Consider the following 19286-nt stretch of genomic DNA (forward strand, 5'->3'; position numbering starts at 1 on the left):
TGCACAGCGCAGCGGTTGTGCGCGCGTGCTCTCACCGTTCACATTCGTCGCAAATCAACGCCACGACCAATCACGTTTGCATCAAGCTGTGGTGATCGAAACAGCCGCTATGCGGCAGTCAGCGCCTCCGGCCCGCGCCGCACCCGAAACAGGATCAGCCCCATGATCGCAATATTAAGCGCATTCCATGCGATGCCGTTCACAAACGCCAGCTCATAGCTGCCGCTCACGTCATAGATCCAGCCAGACATCCAACCGCCCAGCGCCATGCCCATGATCGTGGCCATCATCACAAATCCAACCCGCGTGCCTGCTTCTCGCGCAGGCATGTATTCCCGCACCACCAGCGCATAGGCAGGCACAATGCCCCCTTGTGCCAAGCCAAACGCCGCGCTGATCAGGTAAAGAGAGACAAGCCCATCAAACGGCAGGAACAGAAACAGCGCCGCAGTCTGCAGAACCGATCCGATCAACAGCGTCCAAACCCCGCCAAGCCGGTCCGCCACAAGCCCGCTCACCAAACGCGAAACCACACCGCCAAGCAGCATCAGCGAGAGCATTTCTGCCCCCACCTCCGAGCCATAGCCCAGATCCACGCAGAAGCTCACAATGTGCACCTGCGGCATGCTCATCGCTACACAGCAGCCAATCCCAGCAAGCCCCAGAACCCACATCAAGGGCGCTGGTTTCATCGGTGCCCCCGCTTGCCGCGCCACGGCGGCATTCTCCTGCGCAAGCAACGCGTCCGTCGGCACCCTTGGGCGCAATAACAGCGCCAAGGGCACCACGGCCACCAACGTCAGTGCTGCCAGCACCAGAAAAACCGCACGCCAGCCATGATCGCTCAGCACGCCTGACAGCAACACAGGCCAAAGTGCACCCGACAGGTAATTCCCACTCGCCGCGACCGCCACAGCGATCCCGCGCCGCCGCTGAAACCACAGCGACACATCCGCAATCAGCGGGCCAAAGCCCACCGCCGTGCCAAACCCAAGAAAGAAATGCACAAGCGACAGCATCCAGACAGAGCCACTCATCGCCGCCAGCCCATAGCTCACCGCGCTGAGAATGGCCGCCCCAATCAGCGCGCGCGTCACCCCCCAACGATCCACCGCCTTACCAATCGCAAAATTGCCAATCGCAAAGCCCACCATCGTCAGCACATAGGGCATCGACGCATCCGCCCGGTCGACACCGAACTCCGCCTGCACAGAAGGCATCACCACGATCACGGCCCACATGCCAACATTTGCGAAAACGCCAATCAACAGGGTGATGGCAAGGCGTATCCAGCTATAGCGGCTGTCAAGAATGGGATGGTCCGTCATGGCGCCACGCTAGTTGCACATCTGCGCGCTGTATAGTGCCAGATCGCAGAAACTGAACCTTCATTCAGATCGATCACGCAACCTGCTGATGCACCTCAATCACATTGCCTTCAGGATCGAGGAAAAACACCTGATGCCACTGCTTGGCAAAAGCCGTGCCATAGTCTGAATACGGCACGTCGTTGTCTTCCAAAATCTTCAGAAAGGCCTCGATATCATCGGTGCGAAAGGCAATGTGGCCGCGATCCACGGGGTTGATCACCTGCCCATTCACAAAGGCCACATCCAACCGCCGCTCCGCGAGGTGCATCTGCATGTCGCCATCTGTGGCAAACCGGATTTTGCCATCATAGCCGGTGTTCTCATCCGCCTCCGTGCGCGGAAACTCCTCTTGCGGAATATCCGCAAGGCCCAAGACGCGTGTGTAAAAATCATGGAGCCGATCCACATCATGAGAGACAAAATTGATGTGGTGGAATTCGAGTTTCATTCTGCGGCGCTCCCAAGGCTATGGTCTGCCCCCATAGAGCCGCCATCAGGGAGCGGAATCAACCCATAGCGGATACACCGCCTTCACTCGCGGGATTTCTCCAGAAACTCTTTGAAGCGCTGCTGCACATAAGGCGGTTCACCAAAACTGCAAAATTCGCCACCGGAGCCGTGATACGCCCAGCGCGCCACCAGAAGCTGATGTTCAACGCAATATAGATTTTGTTCGTCATCAATCACCCGCGTGCGCCAGCTGCCTTGCACACGTGTTGGCACGCGCACGCTTTTGCGTTTCGGGGGCGGGCTGCCTTTGACAACACTGTAGTTGGCTTCTTCCCACTTGCGTTTCATCAGCGTGACCAGCTCTGCGGCCTGATGTTTGCGCCGCCCGGCGAAGATCACATCGACCTCGACACCGTTCTCCATCAACCCCTTGATAATCACATCGTGACGGGTGTTTTTGCCAAACTTCGGAATCAGATTGATCACCAGCTCGGTACTGGGTTTCTTAAACAACCCCTGATCTTCATAGGCCGGGGTGATGTCATCCGGGTTGCTGATGCGTTTCTTCAAGATTCTGTTCCGCTGCTGTCCGGGGACTCAACCCAGGAGGTTCCGCGCCCACAGTCATTGTGACATATTAAGAAACCGTTTCCTGAACGGCAGCTACGCATAGAAGTCGTGACCAAAACTTAAATCACTTGCGCAAATAAAAAGGGGCGCAGCCGCGCCCCCAAACGTCACCCCGCTACCGCGCGTTTCTCATTGCGACCTCACTGACCCAACGCTTGCCCCAGATCCGCAATCAGATCCTCGGCACTTTCAATACCGACGGAAATGCGCAGCAAAGTTTCCGGAATCCCGGTGTGGGATTCAATCGTGTGTCGATGCTCCACGAGGCTTTCCACCCCGCCCAGCGAAGTGGCGCGATGAAACAGCTTCAGCTTGCCCGCCACCTGCAACGCCGTCGCTTTGTCCCCTTTCACAAGGAAGGACATCAGAAAGCCAGCGCCACCCGGCATCTGCGTCTGCGCCAGCGCATAATGCGCATGGCTTTCCAGCCCCGGAAACAACACCGCATCCACCTTCGGATGATCTTCCAGAAAGCGCGCCACCTTCAGCGCATTCTCGGCCATGCGTTCAACCCGCACAGAAAGCGTGCGCATGCCGCGCAGCAAAAGCCAGGCTTCAAACGGCCCCATCACCGCCCCCGCGCTGGCCCGATCATTGGCAATCTCCTCCCAGACCGGGGTGACATCCTTCGTCACAAGCACCCCGCCCAAAACATCGGAATGGCCGTTGATCACTTTGGTGGTGGAATGCATCACAACATCTGCGCCAAATTCCAAAGGTTTTGACAAAAGCGGCGACGCCGCCGTGCTGTCCACCGCCAAGAGCGCGCCACAGCTGGCCGCCCCCGCCTTTGCCGCCGCAATATCCACAACTTTCAGCCAAGGGTTAGAAGGTGTCTCCACCCAAACCAAATGCGCAGGTCCCGCCGCGCAGGCCGCCTGCAACGCAGCGGCGTCACTGGCATCTACCTCAGCAATCTCTATCTGGCGGCGGGCACAGAACTCACGGATCCACTTGGTTGCGCCCCAGTAAATGCCCGATTGCACCACAACCCGCCCCCCGGTTGGCACCGTGCGAAACAGCGCCGCAATCGCAGCCATGCCCGATGGGAACAGCAACGCTTCGGACCCACCCTCAAGCTGCGCCAGAACCCCCTCGGCCTGACGCACCACATCATTGTGCGGACGACTGTACAGGTTGTTTTCATTGAGCAGCTTATAGTCTTCATCGCGCGCATAGGTCGTCGCGGGCTGAATGGGTGGCACCACGCCACCGCTCTGCATATCAATCGCCCCACCGGCCTGCGCGAGCACCGTCTCTGGCTGTATATCTTTGAAATCCATGATCTTTCCCCTCGCACTGCGGCCTTTCATCTTGCGGCGCACAAAACCGCAGGCCAAGCGAACTTGCAACCCCAAGCACCGCCCGTGTAGGAGAGGTCATGACCCGCGTGATCTTATTCAACAAACCCTACGATGTGCTCTCCCAATTCACCGACAAGGGAACCGAGGGCAGCCCCCGGCGCACACTCTCTGATTTCATTGACGTGCCCAAAGTCTATGCCGCCGGACGGCTGGATCGTGACAGCGAGTGGCTGATGGTGCTGACCGATGACGGCAAGCTGCAGGCAAAGATCAGCAACCCACGCCATAAAATCGCGAAAACCTATTGGGTCCAGGTGGAGGGCGAGCCAGATGAAGCCGCGCTCCAAGCGCTGCGCAAAGGGGTGGAGCTGAAAGACGGCCTCACCCGCCCGGCACAGGCGCAACGCATTGATGCGCCCGCCAATCTCTGGCCCCGCACGCCTCCGGTGCGCTTTCGCAAATCCGTGCCCGATTGCTGGATCGCGCTGACAATCCGCGAAGGGCGTAACCGTCAGGTCCGCCGCATGACCGCCTCTGTCGGCCACCCCACCCTGCGCCTGATCCGCGCACAGATCGGCGCGTGGTCACTCAATGGGCTGGAAACAGGAAAATGGCGCGATGCATAACAATGCTACGCACTTTTCCTGTGGAAAATCACAACATATAGTAGACACTAACAAGGCCGCACCGTAAGAGCCGCGGCACTGAAACTTCGAGCAGGGACAAGCGGAATGGCACATATCATCGTTGTCGGAAACGAAAAGGGCGGCGCGGGCAAATCCACCTTGTCGATGCACATCGCAACCGCGCTGGCGCGTATGGGTCACCGTGTGGGCGCGCTTGATCTCGACCTGCGCCAGAAAAGCTTTGGCAGCTACGCCGCCAATCGCCAGCGCTACTGCGAAAAAGCAGGGCTCACGCTTCCGGGCCCAACCTACCACGAGCTGCCCGAGATTGATCCAGAGACGCTTCAGGAAGGCGAAAACATCTATGATCAGCGTCTCTCCGCAGCGGTTTCGATGCTGGAGGCAGACAACGACTTTATCCTGATCGACTGCCCCGGCTCTCACACCCGCCTCAGTCAGGTGGCGCACTCCCTCGCGGACACGCTTGTCACACCGCTCAACGACAGTTTTGTCGACTTTGATCTGCTGGCGAAAGTGAACGAAGACGCAGAGAAAATTCTCGGCCCTTCCGTCTATTCCGAAATGGTCTGGAACGCGCGGCAACTGCGCGCACAGGCCGGGCTGAAACCCATCGACTGGATCGTCATGCGCAACCGCATGGGGGCCCAGCAGATGGTGAACAAAGAAAAGATGGGCAAGGCGCTGGATCGTCTGGCCAAACGCATCGGCTTCCGCGTCGCGCCCGGATTTAACGAACGTGTGGTCTTCCGCGAGCTGTTCCCGCGCGGTCTGACACTGCTGGATCTGCGCGACATCGGGGTGAAACAACTCAACATCTCAAATGTCGCCGCCCGCCAGGAGCTGCGCGACCTGATCAAGGCGCTCAACCTGCCTGGCGTCTCCATAGACTTCTAAATACGCATGACTGGCCCGGATCTCGCATCGTCCCCCGGGCCATCACGCCCAGCCCGCCTCACAGCAATGATTGCTCTGGCTGTGGCAGAGCTGCTGCTGGTCATCATCGCCTATCAGGTCATGGCCTCCATCGAGTGCCGCCTGACCGAAGTGGAAGCCGCTTGCCGCGCCGTCCGCTCCATGACCGCGCGCGGTCTGTCCATCCTCACAGTGATGGCCATTTACTTCTGGCTGCGCCCTGACGCCTATCGGTCGCTCACCAAGACAACAGGCGACACGCCGGGCAACGCACCTTGGATCTGGGTGCATTTTGCGGGTCTTGCCCTGATTTTTGCGCCGCTCGCGCTCTTTGGCGTCGATGAAATCAACAGATCTTTCCTGCCAACCTTGCTATTTATGGGGCTGGGCAGCCTGTTCACCATCCTGGGTGGGCTTTTCTGGGTGACGCCCTTGCAAAGCTGGCGCAGCTGGATGCGCAGCGACAGCTACCTGCTGCCCTTTGCCCTGCTGTTGGGTTTCTTGGTGCCTGATCTCGCCAATCTGATCCGTCCCGTTTGGGAATGGTCGACCCTCAGCAGCCTCACCTTCTTTCTGGTGTTTCTCACGCTTGTCCTGTTTGGCTTTCAGGTCAGCGTCGATCCACCTACCTATGTGATCGGCATCGAAGACTTCTTCGTCCAAATCGCCAGCCAGTGCTCCGGCGTCGAAGGCATCGCCCTGATCACGATTTTCATGGGGTTCTATGCCCTGCTGATGCGCCCGGATCTGCGCCAAAAACGCTTCTGGCTGATCCTATATCCTCTGGCCGTATTCACCAGCTGGCTGTTCAACATTTTGCGCATCTCAGTGTTGATCATCATTGGCGCGCGCATCTCTCCTGAACATGCTCTCAATGGATTTCACTCCTATGCGGGCTGGCTCATGTTCACCGCCCTCGCCCTTGGTGTGGTGGTGGTCGCACATCAGGCCCGCTGGCTACATCGCACGGCACGCCCGCGCAAACCAAGCACCGCCCTGCGCGCCGATCCGCTTTCGGCACAAATCATCCCCTTCATTGTGATGATGCTCTCTGGCGTGATTGTCTCAGCCTTCTGGCCCACCCCAGCAGAGGGCTACCCGCTGCGCACCGCCCTCATGGCTGCCGCCTTGCTGTATTTTCTGCCTGCGCTGCGCGGCTGGTGTGCGCTGCCCTCCAAAACCGCGATTGCGACAGGCTGTGCCATCGGCGTTCTGTGGATTGTCACAGCTCCAGTTGCGTCTGCCACCTCCAACACACCCGCGCCGGACGCTCTTTGGATCGCCCTGCGCCTCATCGGCACAATTCTCCTAGTGCCTCTGATCGAAGAGCTGTTTTTCCGGGGCTATATATTGCGTCGCCTCAATCGCGATGGCTTGATTTGGACGGTGATCGCCGTCACCGTCTCAAGCATCCTCTTTGGCCTGCTGCATGACCGCATTCTCGCAGGCACTTTGGCCGGCATTGCATTCGGCTGTCTTTATCTGCAACGCAAACGACTGGCAGATCCAATCGCAGCGCATATGATCGCCAATGCGCTGATTGCCATCATGGCGCTGCTCACAGAAAAATGGGCGCTCATTTGAACGCCCACCTACAAAAGATTTAAAAACCAAATAGGTTTAGCCGTCTGTCCGGCTGCGCCGCCGCAGCTCCCACGCTAAGGCCAAAGTCGCCAAAACGGCCGCCACTGCCAGCAAGCCAGCACCCGCATCAATTTCAGGCACCGCGTTGGAGGCCCCACCGCCCCCAGAATTTCCCAAGCTGGCCTGATAGTTGTTCCAGAACTGCTGCCACCAGCTCCAGTCCCATCGCCAACCAGAATGACTTTGTGCAAAAGCAGAGGACGCGCTTACAGCGAAAGCAGCCGCTGCGAGACCTACAGTCTTCATTTTTCCAAAGAGTACCATCGCAATCCCAACCACTTAAAATTCTCACCATGAAATTGACACATTCCACCGCGTCAGCTCAAGAAATTTGGCTCAAATTGACTTTAAATCGATGCAGGCGGGGGGCTGATTGTGCCCATCGAAAAAACAATCAGCACAGATGTGGGTGACTGTCCGCAAACCTTCGCCATCACAGACGCCCCAAGGTGCGAATCACCCCAGTCTTTTATGCCCCACTACCAGCGCTCACCAGCTTAGGGAGGATACGCTTTAGGGCAGCAACCTCTTCAGAAGACAGCTTGCGCTGAAGCTCTGCCTCGTATCGCGCGGCCACGCTTCGCAGATCTTCATAGGCTTTCTGGCCAGCCGGGGACAGTTCGAGCCACTCCACGCGGCGGTCCTCTTCGCTGCGCGCACGCCGCACAAAGCGCCGCTCCGAAAGCCGCTGCACCGCGCGGCTCACCTTGGTTTTATGCAGCTTGGCGCGCGCGCCGATCTCTGTCGCGGTCATCTGTCCAAACATGCCAAGGTGAAACAGCACCCGCCACTCGCTGCGCAACATGCCATAGCGATCTTTGTAGACCTTCTGAAAGCCAAGGCTGCTTTCCTCCGCCGCCTGATTGAGCAGATAGGGCAGAAAACTCTGCAAATCGAAGGGGTGTTTTTCTGGCATATTGCGCGCTCCTTTGGCTTGTTAGTTACAAAACCAACTTTTACTTTTGCAACAAATATTGTCACAGGAGCGTTGAGATGACCAAACACACGGTCCCGACCCGCATGCAAAAAGCCCCCTCTCTGACCGGCCCGCACGAAGGCTACATGCCGGGCTTTGGCAACGACTTTGAAACCGAGGCCCTGCCCAGCGCCTTGCCGCAAGGCATGAACAGCCCACAGAAATGCAACTATGGCCTTTATGGCGAGCAACTCTCCGGCACGGCCTTCACCGCTGAAACGGTTGAGCGCACGTGGTGCTACCGCATCCGGCCATCTGTGAAACACAGCCACCGCTACACGAAGATTGATGTGCCCTATTGGCAATCTGCACCCAATGTGGACCCTGATGTCACCTCACTGGGCCAGTACCGCTGGGATCCGGTGCCCCACACCGACGCGCCGCTGACATGGATCACCGGCATGCGCACCATGACCACCGCCGGGGATGTGAACACCCAAGTCGGCATGGCCAGCCACATCTATCTGGTCAACACCTCAATGGAGGACGACTATTTCTTCTCCGCGGATTCAGAACTGCTGGTGGTGCCACAAGAAGGCGTGCTGCGCTTTTCCACGGAACTTGGCATCATTGATCTGGAACCCAAAGAGATCGCCATCCTGCCCCGTGGCCTGCTCTATCGGGTGGAGGTGCTCGAAGGCCCGGCGCGCGGCTTTGTCTGCGAAAACTACGGCCAGAAATTCGAACTTCCCGGCCGTGGCCCGATCGGCGCAAACTGCATGGCCAACCCGCGTGACTTCAAAGCCCCTGTGGCCGCTTTTGAAGACCGCGACGCCCCCTCCACCGTGACCATCAAATGGTGTGGCCAGTTTCACCGCACAGAGATCGGCCACAGCCCGCTGGATGTGGTCGCCTGGCACGGCAACTACGCACCGATGAAATATGATCTGCGCACCTATTGCCCCGTCGGCGCGATCCTGTTTGACCACCCCGATCCATCCATCTTCACCGTGCTGACCGCCCCTTCCGGCGTGCCGGGCACCGCCAATATCGACTTTGTGCTTTTCCGCGAGCGTTGGATGGTGGCCGAGGACACCTTCCGCCCGCCCTGGTATCACAAGAACATCATGTCCGAGCTGATGGGCAATATTTACGGCCAATATGACGCCAAACCCAAAGGCTTCATTCCCGGCGGCATGAGCCTGCACAATATGATGATCCCCCACGGCCCGGACAAAAATGCCTTTGAAGGCGCATCCAACGCCGACCTGAAGGCCGAAAAACTCGACAACACCATGTCCTTCATGTTTGAGACCCGCTTCCCCCAGCACCTCACCGCCTTTGCCGGAAAAGAGGCCCCGCTGCAGGACGATTACATCGATTGCTGGTCCGACATCGAAAAGAAGTTTGACGGCACCCCCGGTAAGAAATGAGGGCCCGATCATAAACGAAGGTATGAGGGCCAGCCCCCTCGCTTGTCAAAGGCAAGCGCACCCCCGGGATATTTTTGGCAAGAGGAAGAGGGCCGCGACCCTCAGACATAAGGATGAGCAATGCCACTGCTAAAATCATGGATTGAAAGCGCCAACACGTCGGACGGCCCGTTTCCGCTGAACAACCTGCCTTACGGGGTGTTTTCCGTTGACGACGGCGATCTGCGCTGTGGCACCGCCATCGGCGATCGGATCATCGACCTCACCGGGCTGGAGGCCGCAGGCACCCTGCGCGCAGACCCGGATGCCGATGTGCTGGACGCGCCTTACTGGAACGACTTTATGGAGCTCGGCGCAGAGGTCTGGGCCCACTATCGCGACGCACTTCAGGCGCTGCTCGCAGAGAGCGCGGATGAGGCCACGCAGGATGCTCTGACTTTCTATTCTGTGCCGCTCTCTGCCGCGAGTTTGCACATGCCTTTCAAAGTGTCTGAATACACCGATTTCTACGCCGGCAGGCACCACGCGCAAAACGTCGGCACCATGTTCCGTGGCCCGGAGAATGCCCTGCCGCCCAACTGGCTGCACATCCCAATTGGCTACAACGGGCGCGCCTCTTCGGTTGTGGTCTCCGGCACCGACATCCGCCGCCCCTGGGGCCAGCTCAAATCGCCAGAGCATGACACCCCCGCCTTCTTGCCCTCTCGCCGGTTTGACATCGAGCTTGAGATGGGCGCCATCGTCGGCCATCCCTCCAAACGGCCTGTGACCGTGCAGGAAGCGGATGACATGATCTTTGGCTATGTGCTGCTCAACGACTGGTCCGCGCGCGACATTCAGGCCTGGGAATACCAGCCCCTCGGCCCGTTTCAGGCCAAAGCCACCGCGACCTCGATCTCTCCTTGGATCGTGACCAAAGCTGCGCTGGAGCCGTTCCGAACCGACACGCCAGCGCGTGATTTTGAGCTGCTTGATCACCTCAAAGACGCAGGACCGATGCTCTATGACATCGACCTCACGATCAGCATGGCCCCCGCAGGCCAGACACCAAGCACCATTGCGCGCACCAACTATGACCAGATGTATTACTCCGCCGCCCAGCAGCTGGCCCACCACACCACCTCCGGCTGCCCGATGAATGTGGGCGATCTGCTTGGCTCCGGCACCATTTCCGGCCCCACGAAGCCTGAGCGTGGCAGCCTTCTGGAACTCAGCTGGGGCGGCAAAGAGACACTGACGCTCGAGACAGGTGAAACCCGTACCTTTATCGAGGATGGCGACACGCTGACCCTGCATGGTGCCGCGCAGGGCGAGGGCTACACCATCGGCTTTGGCACCTGCACAGGCACCGTTCTGCCCGCATTGGACGATCCTTTTGGCGGAGAGAGATCATGAGCCAACCCCGCTATCTCGGCTATATCGCCATGAGCCTTGACGGTTTCATCGCAACGCCGGATGGCGGCGTTGACTGGCTCACCCCCTTTAACAACGCGCGCGCGAAAGATGGCGGCTATAGCGATTTCATTGCCCCCATTGATGCCCTTCTGATGGGGCGCAGCACCTACCAACAAGTGATGGGCTGGGGCTGGCCATATGAGGCGCGCGCGGGCTACGTGCTCACACGGCAGCACGGCTTCACAGGAGACCATGTCACTGCCGCAGGTGACATAGACACCCTGCGCGCTGCCATCGTTGCCAACGGCCACAAAACCATCTGGGTCATGGGCGGTGGTAAAACCCAACGCACCGCGCTCGATGCGGGCCTGTTTGACGCAATCACCCTGTTTGTCATGCCCACCCTTCTGGGCGCGGGCCTGCCCTGTTTTGCACCCGGCGCCCAGCGCGATCTGGACCTGAGCCAGATCACCCAGAAACCGGGGGGCATTGTGCAACTCGACTACACCTTCAAGGAGCCCTCCTGATGAGCAAATCCTTCGCCTCCCAGAGCGACACGCAGGAAAAAACCATCTCCTTCACCGAAGTTGGCGATGGACTTTATGCCTTCACGGCAGAGGGGGATCCCAACTCCGGTGTGATCATTGGCGATGACAGCGTGATGATTGTCGAGGCGCAGGCCACGCCGCGGCTGGCGCAAAAGGTGATTGATTGCGTGCGCACGGTGACCGACAAGCCGATCTCCCATCTGGTGCTGACCCATTACCACGCCGTGCGCGTGCTGGGCGCCTCAGCCTATGGCGCCGATCAGATCATCATGAGCGATGCCGCCCGCGCCATGGTAGTGGAACGCGGACAGGAGGACTGGGACAGCGAATTTCAACGTTTCCCGCGCCTGTTTGAAGGCCATGCGAGCATCCCCGGCCTGACCTACCCCACCACCACTTTCCGCGAGAAGATGACAGTCTACCTCGGCAACCGGCGTGTTGACCTCATGCATCTGGGCCGCGCGCATACGGCGGGCGACATCGTCGTGCATGTGCCCGACCAAAACGTCATGTTCACCGGCGACATCGTTGAATACCACTCAGCTTGCTACTGCGGCGACGGGCATTTTGGCGACTGGGGCACCACTCTGGATGCGATCAAAGCCTTTGATCTGGATGCCATTGCCCCAGGTCGCGGCGATGCGCTCATTGGCAAAGACATGGTCAACGCCGCCATCGCAAGCACCCGCGACTTTGTGCAAAGCACCTACCGACCAGCAGCGCAGGTGGCCGCACGCGGTGGCACACTGAAAGACGCATGGGAGGCCGTGCGCGCCGCCTGTGATCCGAAATTTGCCGACTATGCAATTTACGAGCACTGCCTGCCCTTCAACGTCGCCCGCGCCTATGACGAAGCCCGCGGCATTGACACCCCACGCATCTGGACCGCCCAGCGCGATCTGGAGATGTGGGAGGCGTTGCAATCCTAACACCCAAGGGCCGCCACCCCGCCGGTTTGACCGAAATCATGGCGAGGACTGACAGGATTTGGCAGCCTTCTGCACGGAAGGCGCGCAAATAAGGAGGAGCACTATGACCAAAATCTTTGAAACTCCCCTCTACGCCTACCAACGCAGCCCCGATCAGGACGCCGCTGTGCCAGTCCGCCATCCGGTTCTGATCATCGGCGCAGGCCCTGTGGGGCTCACCACCGCGATTGATCTCGCCCAACTGGGCATCCCGGTGGTGGTGCTTGATGACAATGACCGCGTTGTGACCGGCTCCCGCGCGATCTGCTTTGCCAAACGCCCGCTGGAAATTCTCGATCGTCTGGGCTGCGGCCAGCAAATGGTCGATCACGGCATCGGCTGGTCCAGGGGCAAGGTCTTTTCGGGCGACCGCGCAATTTATGATTTCAACCTCACCGACGCCCCCGGCCACAAACGCCCTGCCTTCATCAACCTGCAGCAATACACCTTTGAGCGCCTGCTCGTGGAAAAGATCCGCGCCATGCAGGCCAAGGGCGCGCCCATCGAAATTCGTGGCTGCAACAAGGTTGAGGCCATTGGCCAGCACTATGATCACGTCGCCATTGAGATCGACACCCCTGAGGGCAGCTACACGCTGGAGGCCGACTGGCTGATCGCCTGTGACGGAGCCAGATCCCCCACCCGCCGCATGCTGGGCATCGCATTTGACGGTGAAGTGTTTGAAGATAATTTCCTCATTGCTGATGTGGTGATGCAGGCCAACTTCCCGACCGAGCGCTGGTTCTGGTTTGATCCCCCTTTCAACCCAGGCCACTCAGCCCTGCTGCACAAACAGCCCGAAAACGTCTGGCGCATTGATCTGCAACTGGGCCCTGACATCGACAAAGAGCGCGAAAAACGTCCCGAAAATGTGATCCCCCGCCTCAAGGCCATGCTGGGGGAACATGTGGATTTCAAGCTTGAATGGGTGTCTATCTACAGCTTCCAATGCTGTCGCATGGATCGGTTTGTGCACGGGCGCACCATCTTTGCCGGGGACGCCGCCCATCAGGTTTCGCCTTTTGGCGCACGCGGGGCCAACTCCGGTCTGCAGGATGCTGACAATCTCGCATGGAAACTGCATTTGGTTCTGACCGGCAAAGCTCCCAACAGCCTGATGGAAAGCTACCATACAGAACGCGCCGAAGCAGCTGATGAGAATATTCTCAACTCCACCCGCGCCACGGAATTCATCACCCCAACGTCGGACATGAGCCGCCTGCTGCGTGACGCAGTGCTTGATCTCGCGACACATCAGGAATTTGCGCGCCCGCTGGTGAATTCTGGCCGCTTGTCCACCCCCTGCACCTACCGCAACAGCCCCCTGATCAGCGCCGATGCCCTCGCCGGCCCCGCGCTCACCTGTCCCGGCAGCCCCTGCCCGGATGCCCCTCTGGGCGAGGGCCATCTGCTCGACAAACTTGGCAACCGCTTCATTTTGCTCACAATTGATGCAGAGGCGCCCGATCACTTTGAAGAGTGCGGCGTCCACGCAGAGCGCCTGGCGCTTTCGGTGCGCGATGACCCGAGCCTGACGCTCAAGCGGCAATACCTCGGCGACTGCCCCGCAGGGGTCTACCTGATCCGCCCAGATCAATACATCGCAGCGCGCCGCGACAGTTACGATGACCGCCACTTCCGCGCCGCCCTGCGCCGCGCCACAGGAAAGGAGTGATCCATGTCAGACCCCCTGTCGAAAACCCTCTCAGAGACACTGACCCTAACCCCGAATTTTGAAGACGCCGATGCTTTCTTTGCTGCGCTGACACAGGCCCACACCGGGCTCACCCGCGCGGAAAGCGATGCGCTCAATGCGCGGCTGATCTTTGTTCTGGCCAATCACATAGGAGGCAGCGCGGCACTGAACACCGCCATTGCCACCGCCAAAGCCGCGCACGCCACCGCATGAGCACCGTGCTTTATGACTACTGGCGGTCCTCCGCCAGCTACCGCGTGCGCATAGCGCTGCATCTCGCAGAAATCCCTTTTGAGCGCGTCACCGTCGATCTGCTCAAAGGGGCGCATAAGGCACCAGACCACCTCGCACGTCACGCACTAGGGTTGGTGCCCGCGCTCACCATCGACGGGCAGACTTTCACGCAATCACTGGCGATCTTGGAATATCTCAACGCCACCAGAGACATGCAGCTGGTGCCTCAGGATCCCGCCCAAGCTGCCAAGGTACGCGCCCTCGCACAGACGCTGGCGGTTGATGTGCATCCGGTGTGCAATCTGTCCGTGGTGCGTTTCGCCACCCAAGACATGGACAATCCTATGCAGGCCAGCACAGCTTGGATGCACCATTTCATCCGCCCCGGCCTAACCGCCTTTGAGGCACAGCTCGCCGCCTTTGACCAAACACCCTATGCCTGTGGGGACAGCGTATCGCTCGCCGACATCTGTCTGATCCCGCAGCTCTACAATGCCACGCGTTGGGGGATTGACGTGTCTGATCTTCCCCGCACTGCTGCCGTAAAATCTGCCTGTGATGCGCTGCCCGCCTTTGCGGCAGCACATCCAGATGCCCTCTCGCCAACCTGATTGGGAATTACAGATCTATCTCGTTCAGCTGGTTGAGCAGATCCAGCAACTGATCATAGCGTGCCCCACCCATATGATCCTTTAATTGCTGGGCATATTGACGTGCGCTTGGGATGTTGTCGTCGATCAACTTGAACCCCAGATCCGTCGCTTTGATGACCTGCCTTCGACCATCTTTTTCGTCCCGCTCTCGGGTGATGTAACCCTTCTCTTCCAGCTTATGCAAAATACGCGTCAAACTGGGAAGCAACAGAACCGCCCGCTCCGCAATGGAGGTCGGATCCATCGGCCCGTCTTCCACCAAAACACGCACCACGCGCCATTGCTGTTCGGTCACCCCTACATCCACCAGCATTTTGCGTGCCGGTTTCATAACCTTCTCTCTCGCGCGCAAAAGCACCATGGGAAGAGACTGAGAAGTACTAAGAATTTGAGTATTGCCTGTCATGTAACATTCATGCACCGGAACAGCTTGAAAGGCAATTTTTTTAGCCTGAATTGTCATGGTGCGGCCCATCTGCAGCGGCGCTGCAACAGCTGTGAAACCACAGCAGCAAATCGGGCGCACCGCACGCGCAGCACACCTACGTAATTTCCCCGAATTGACCCTTTTCAAGCCCACAACCTACCATGACGCCAATCACCTCAGCCAATCGCGTCAGCGGGGCCTTGCGGGTGACGTTAGGGAGGAAAACGCATGAACAAGTGGCTCATTTCGAGCGCGGTTTCGGCTGTGCTTATGGCAACCACCGCGCAGGCTGACATCAAGATCGCCCACGTCTATGGCAAAACCGGCCCCTTTGAGGCCTACGCCAAGCAAAGCCATGACGGCCTGATGCTCGGGTTGGAATATGCCACAGGTGGCACGATGGAAATCGACGGTGAGAAAATCGTCGTGATCGAGAAAGACACCCAACTCAAGCCCGACAATGGCAAAGCCCTGCTGGAAGAGGCTTATGGTGATGACGAGGTCGATCTCGCCATTGGCCCAGTCAGCTCAGGTGTGGCCCTCGCCATGCTGCCTGTCGCCGAAGAGTATGAAAAGCTCCTGATTGTCGAGCCGGCCGTCGCCGACAGCATCACCGGCGCCAACTGGAACCGCTATATCTTCCGCACCGGGCGCAACAGCTCCCAAGACGCCATTGCCAATGCCATTGCGCTGGCGGGCGAAGACGTGCAGATCGCCACGCTGGCGCAGGACTACGCCTTTGGCCGCGACGGCATCGCCGCCTTCCGCGAAGCGCTTGAGGGGCAGGGACAGGCGATCGTCCACGAAGAATACGTGCCCACCGACACCACCGATTTCACCGCCGCCGCAGAGCGGATCTTCACCGCAATGAAAGATCTGGAGGGCAACAAACGCCTGTTCATCATCTGGGCAGGCGGCGGCAATCCCATGGGCAAGATTCAAGCCATGGATCCCTCCCGCTTTGGCGTGGAAATTGCCACCGGTGGCAACATTCTGGCCGCAATGAAAGCCTACAAGGAGTTTCCGGGGCTTGAGGGCGCGACCTACTATTATCACGACATCCCGCAAAATGAGGTCAACGACTGGCTCGTGAAAACCCATGAGGAGCGCTTTGGCACACCCCCTGATTTCTTCACCGCGGGCGGCATGACCGCCGGGATCGCCGCTGTTGAAGCGATCAAAAAGGCAGGCGGCACCGACACCGAAGATCTGATTGCGGCCATGGAAGGCATGGAGTGGATGACGCCAAAAGGCAAAATGATGTTCCGCGCTGAGGACCATCAGGCGCTCCAGCCGATGTATCACTTCAAGATCCGCGTGGATGACAGCGTGGAATGGGCCATCCCCGAACTGGTGCGCGAAATCGCCATCGACGAGCTGCCCATCCCGGTGCGCAACTGATCTGACGGTTTAAAATCCCCATGGCTCCCGGCCTTCGGGCTGGGGGCACCTTTTATATACGCGACTTGAAACATGTCCCATCCCCTCTTGGAAACCGCCGATCTGACCGTGCGCTTTGGCGGCCACGTTGCGGTGGATCAAATCTCATGCCGTTTTGCCCCCGGTGAACTGACCGCAATTGTCGGTCCCAACGGCGCGGGCAAAACCACCTATTTCAACCTGATCTCTGGCCAAATCCCCGCCTCAGAAGGCCGCGTGCGCCTCAATGGCCGCGACATCACCCGCATGTCTGTCGCCCAGCGCACTCATCTGGGTATTGGCCGTGCCTTTCAGCTCACCAACCTCTTTCCAAATCTCTCGGTGCTGGAAAACATCCGGCTGGTGATCCAGTCCAAGGCGGGGCGCGGCTTCAACCTGTTGTCCATGGCGGATCGCCATGCCGACCTCACCGCCCCCGCGCAGGAAATTCTGGCCCGCGTGCGCATGACGGATCAGGCTGATCAAGTGGTGTCAGAGCTGTCACATGGCGACCAGCGCAAGCTGGAGGTCGCCCTGCTGATCGCGCTTGATCCTTTGGTCTACATGTTTGACGAACCCACAGCGGGCATGAGCGTCGATGAAGCTCCCGTCGTGCTTGATCTCATCGCCGCGCTGAAAAACCGCAAAGACCGCGCCATCCTGCTGGTGGAACACAAGATGGATGTGATCCGCACGCTCGCGGATCGCATCATCGTTCTGCACAACGGTGCCTTGGCGGCCGATGGCGATCCGGCAACAGTCATGACCTCTGATGTGGTGCAAGAGGCCTATATGGGCCGCGATCTGGAAGAGGCGCTGGCCCATGTCTGACCCCATTCTCAAATTGGAAGGCGTGTTCACCAACATCGCGCAGTATCACATCCTGCAAGGGGTCGACCTCACCGTGCCGCGCGGCGAAGTCACCATGCTTCTGGGCCGCAATGGCGTGGGCAAAACCACCACATTGCGCTCCATCATTGGCCACTGGCGCGCCCATCAGGGCCGCGTGCTGCTGGACGGCACCGACATCACAGGCTTGCCCACGCCTCAGATCGCCCGCGCAGGGATCGGCTTTGTGCCCGAGGACATGGGCATCTTTGCCGACCTCACCGTGGAAGAAAACATGGTCCTCGCCGCCGTGTCAGGCCCGATCGATCAGACCCGGCTGCAATGGCTCTTCACGGTGTTCCCAGCGCTCGAAACCTTCTGGAAGAAAGACGCAGGCACGCTTTCTGGCGGTCAGAAACAGATGCTGTCCATCGCCCGCGCCATGATTGAAGAGCGCGCGCTCTATCTGATTGACGAACCCACCAAAGGGCTCGCGCCCGCCATCATCACCACCATGGCGCGCGCCATCAAAGAGCTGAAAGCGCAAGGTGCCTCCATCCTACTGGTCGAGCAAAACTTCGCCGTCGCCAAGGCGCTGGGAGACAGCGCCAATGTGATGGATGACGGGCGCATGATCTGGTCCGGGCGCATGTCCGAACTGACCGAGGACGCCGCTCTGCAAGAGCGTCTGATGGGCCTCAGCATGGAGGCCCACTGATGCGCATTGCGAAAAAACCGCCCTTGGCAAAACCCGCCAGATCAAATCAGGAGGCCGCAGTATGAGTGCCGCACCAGAGCACGCCCCCACCATGGCCCGCCTGTCTGTGGGGCAACGACTTGGGCCATATGCGCCGGTTCTACTTCTTGCCGCGATCATGGCGACCGGTCATCTGGCCATTCCTGCCACCTCAAGCTGGCTGACACTCACGCTTTCCGGCCTCGCCATGGGCATGATGATCTTCATCATGGCCTCCGGCCTCACATTGGTCTTTGGCCTGATGGATGTGATCAACTTCGGCCATGGTGCCTTTGTCTCGGTCGGGGCCTTTGTCGGCGTGTCCTTCCTGCTGCTGCTCGAACATATGAGCGGCGCCTCCAGTCTGACCCTCAATCTCACCGCGCTGATGGTGGCCATTTTGGGAGCCATGGCCGCCACCGGCCTGATGGGCTGGGCCTTTGAGCGGGTCATCGTGAAACCGGTCTACGGCCACCACCTCAAACAGATCCTTGTCACCATGGGCGGGCTGATTGTGGTGGAACAGCTCATCATCGTATTTTGGGGCCCAGAAGAGATTTACATCACCCGCCCCGAAAGCCTGAAAGGCGCGATCACCTTTGCAGGCGCCGCACTTGAAAAATACCGTCTGGTGGCGGTGGGCATTGGCATTGTGGTGTTTCTCGCCATGCGCTGGACCCTGCGGCGCACCAAAGTCGGCCTGATCGTGCGCGCCGGTGTAGAGAATGGCGAGATGGTCATGGCGCTTGGATACAACCTACGCCTCGTGTTCATCGGCGTCTTTGTCGCCGGATCCGCTCTGGCCGGACTGGGCGGCGTGCTCTGGGGCCTCTATCAAGAGGTCGTGACCGCCCATATGGGCAACCAGACCATGATCCTGGTGTTTATCGTCGTCATCATCGGCGGGCTTGGCTCGGTCGAGGGCTGCTTCATTGGCGCGCTCATGGTCGGGCTTTTGCAAAATTACGTGGCCTTTCTGGAACCCAAAGCCGCGCTGATCTCCAACATCGCCCTGATGGTGGCGATCCTCATGTGGCGCCCGATGGGCATGATCCCCGTGGTAAAGGCGAAATAGT

21 protein-coding genes are annotated in these 19286 nt (G+C 59.2%); 14 read left to right on the forward strand and 7 right to left on the reverse strand.

Annotated features, from left to right (window positions below; genetic code table 11):
* Positions 1-107: 107 nt before the first annotated feature.
* From PJL69_RS10935 to PJL69_RS10950, 4 genes are all read right to left on the reverse strand, one after another.
* Positions 108-1328: an MFS transporter gene (locus tag PJL69_RS10935; RefSeq protein WP_271309673.1), complete on the reverse strand. Its 1221-nt coding sequence runs from the start codon at positions 1326-1328 to the stop codon at positions 108-110.
* Between the two features lie 73 nt (positions 1329-1401).
* A complete protein-coding gene (locus PJL69_RS10940) occupies positions 1402-1818 on the reverse strand; it encodes a VOC family protein (protein WP_271309674.1) in 417 nt (138 codons plus the stop codon).
* An 83-nt stretch (positions 1819-1901) separates the two neighbouring features.
* Positions 1902-2390 (reverse strand): hypothetical protein, encoded by a 489-nt coding sequence (locus PJL69_RS10945; protein WP_271309675.1) that lies wholly within the window; start codon positions 2388-2390, stop codon positions 1902-1904.
* A gap of 200 nt (positions 2391-2590) precedes the next feature.
* On the reverse strand, positions 2591-3733 hold the full coding sequence (locus PJL69_RS10950; protein ID WP_271309676.1) for a trans-sulfuration enzyme family protein: 1143 nt from the start codon (positions 3731-3733) through the stop codon (positions 2591-2593).
* Positions 3734-3831: 98 nt separating this feature from the next.
* Between PJL69_RS10950 and PJL69_RS10955 the strand changes: the two genes are divergently transcribed.
* The 3 genes from PJL69_RS10955 to xrtE all read left to right on the forward strand — a co-directional run bounded on the left by PJL69_RS10955 (position 3832) and on the right by xrtE (position 6897).
* Entirely contained in the window at positions 3832-4380 is a 549-nt protein-coding gene (locus PJL69_RS10955) for a pseudouridine synthase (RefSeq protein ID WP_271309677.1), read from the forward strand.
* A gap of 105 nt (positions 4381-4485) precedes the next feature.
* Complete coding sequence (locus PJL69_RS10960; protein ID WP_271309678.1) at positions 4486-5295, forward strand: division plane positioning ATPase MipZ; 810 nt, start codon at positions 4486-4488, stop codon at positions 5293-5295.
* 6 nt (positions 5296-5301) lie between these two features.
* Positions 5302-6897, forward strand: a complete 1596-nt coding sequence (gene xrtE, locus PJL69_RS10965; protein WP_271309679.1) for an exosortase E/protease, VPEID-CTERM system — start codon at positions 5302-5304, stop codon at positions 6895-6897.
* A gap of 36 nt (positions 6898-6933) precedes the next feature.
* On the opposite strand, the gene PJL69_RS10970 is transcribed toward xrtE, so the two are convergent.
* Together PJL69_RS10970 and PJL69_RS10975 are read right to left on the reverse strand one after the other, a co-directional pair.
* A complete protein-coding gene (locus tag PJL69_RS10970) occupies positions 6934-7203 on the reverse strand; it encodes a VPEID-CTERM sorting domain-containing protein (protein WP_247743516.1) in 270 nt (89 codons plus the stop codon).
* 223 nt (positions 7204-7426) lie between these two features.
* The gene (locus PJL69_RS10975) at positions 7427-7873 is read right to left on the reverse strand and encodes a MarR family winged helix-turn-helix transcriptional regulator (protein WP_271309680.1); all 447 of its coding nucleotides are present in this window, start codon (positions 7871-7873) and stop codon (positions 7427-7429) included.
* Positions 7874-7950: 77 nt separating this feature from the next.
* Here PJL69_RS10975 and hmgA point away from each other — a divergent pair, with 77 nt between their 5' ends.
* From hmgA to maiA, 7 genes are all read left to right on the forward strand, one after another.
* The gene (gene hmgA / locus PJL69_RS10980) at positions 7951-9306 is read left to right on the forward strand and encodes a homogentisate 1,2-dioxygenase (protein WP_441347477.1); all 1356 of its coding nucleotides are present in this window, start codon (positions 7951-7953) and stop codon (positions 9304-9306) included.
* Between the two features lie 120 nt (positions 9307-9426).
* A complete protein-coding gene (fahA, locus tag PJL69_RS10985) occupies positions 9427-10701 on the forward strand; it encodes a fumarylacetoacetase (RefSeq protein ID WP_271309681.1) in 1275 nt (424 codons plus the stop codon).
* Positions 10698-11228 (forward strand): dihydrofolate reductase family protein, encoded by a 531-nt coding sequence (locus tag PJL69_RS10990; protein ID WP_271309682.1) that lies wholly within the window; start codon positions 10698-10700, stop codon positions 11226-11228. Before fahA ends, PJL69_RS10990 begins: the two co-directional genes overlap by 4 nt.
* A complete protein-coding gene (locus tag PJL69_RS10995; RefSeq protein WP_271309683.1) occupies positions 11228-12178 on the forward strand; it encodes an MBL fold metallo-hydrolase in 951 nt (316 codons plus the stop codon). Before PJL69_RS10990 ends, PJL69_RS10995 begins: the two co-directional genes overlap by 1 nt.
* 103 nt (positions 12179-12281) lie before the next feature.
* The gene (locus PJL69_RS11000; RefSeq protein WP_271309684.1) at positions 12282-13892 is read left to right on the forward strand and encodes an FAD-dependent oxidoreductase; all 1611 of its coding nucleotides are present in this window, start codon (positions 12282-12284) and stop codon (positions 13890-13892) included.
* A 3-nt stretch (positions 13893-13895) separates the two neighbouring features.
* On the forward strand, positions 13896-14126 hold the full coding sequence (locus PJL69_RS11005; protein ID WP_271309685.1) for a DUF2783 domain-containing protein: 231 nt from the start codon (positions 13896-13898) through the stop codon (positions 14124-14126).
* Positions 14123-14758, forward strand: coding sequence for a maleylacetoacetate isomerase (gene maiA, locus PJL69_RS11010; protein ID WP_271309686.1), 636 nt, complete (start codon positions 14123-14125; stop codon positions 14756-14758). Before PJL69_RS11005 ends, maiA begins: the two co-directional genes overlap by 4 nt.
* Before the next feature lie 7 nt (positions 14759-14765).
* Here the strand turns inward: maiA and hpaR are convergent, their stop codons facing one another.
* Positions 14766-15263 carry a homoprotocatechuate degradation operon regulator HpaR gene (hpaR, locus tag PJL69_RS11015; protein ID WP_333781874.1) on the reverse strand — a complete coding sequence of 166 codons (498 nt, stop codon included), beginning with the start codon at positions 15261-15263 and terminating at the stop codon, positions 14766-14768.
* Positions 15264-15455: 192 nt separating this feature from the next.
* Here hpaR and PJL69_RS11020 point away from each other — a divergent pair, with 192 nt between their 5' ends.
* From PJL69_RS11020 to PJL69_RS11035, 4 genes are all read left to right on the forward strand, one after another.
* A complete protein-coding gene (locus PJL69_RS11020) occupies positions 15456-16628 on the forward strand; it encodes a substrate-binding domain-containing protein (RefSeq protein ID WP_209099059.1) in 1173 nt (390 codons plus the stop codon).
* A gap of 72 nt (positions 16629-16700) precedes the next feature.
* Positions 16701-17477 carry an ABC transporter ATP-binding protein gene (locus PJL69_RS11025; protein ID WP_271309687.1) on the forward strand — a complete coding sequence of 259 codons (777 nt, stop codon included), beginning with the start codon at positions 16701-16703 and terminating at the stop codon, positions 17475-17477.
* Entirely contained in the window at positions 17470-18192 is a 723-nt protein-coding gene (locus tag PJL69_RS11030) for an ABC transporter ATP-binding protein (RefSeq protein ID WP_271309688.1), read from the forward strand. The genes PJL69_RS11025 and PJL69_RS11030 overlap by 8 nt, the downstream gene beginning before the upstream one ends.
* Positions 18193-18253: 61 nt before the next feature.
* Complete coding sequence (locus PJL69_RS11035) at positions 18254-19285, forward strand: branched-chain amino acid ABC transporter permease (RefSeq protein ID WP_271309689.1); 1032 nt, start codon at positions 18254-18256, stop codon at positions 19283-19285.
* The last annotated feature ends 1 nt before the right edge of the window (position 19286 follow it).

The sequence above is a fragment of the Shimia sp. MMG029 genome, assembly GCF_027947445.1.
In the GTDB taxonomy this organism is placed as follows: domain Bacteria; phylum Pseudomonadota; class Alphaproteobacteria; order Rhodobacterales; family Rhodobacteraceae; genus Shimia.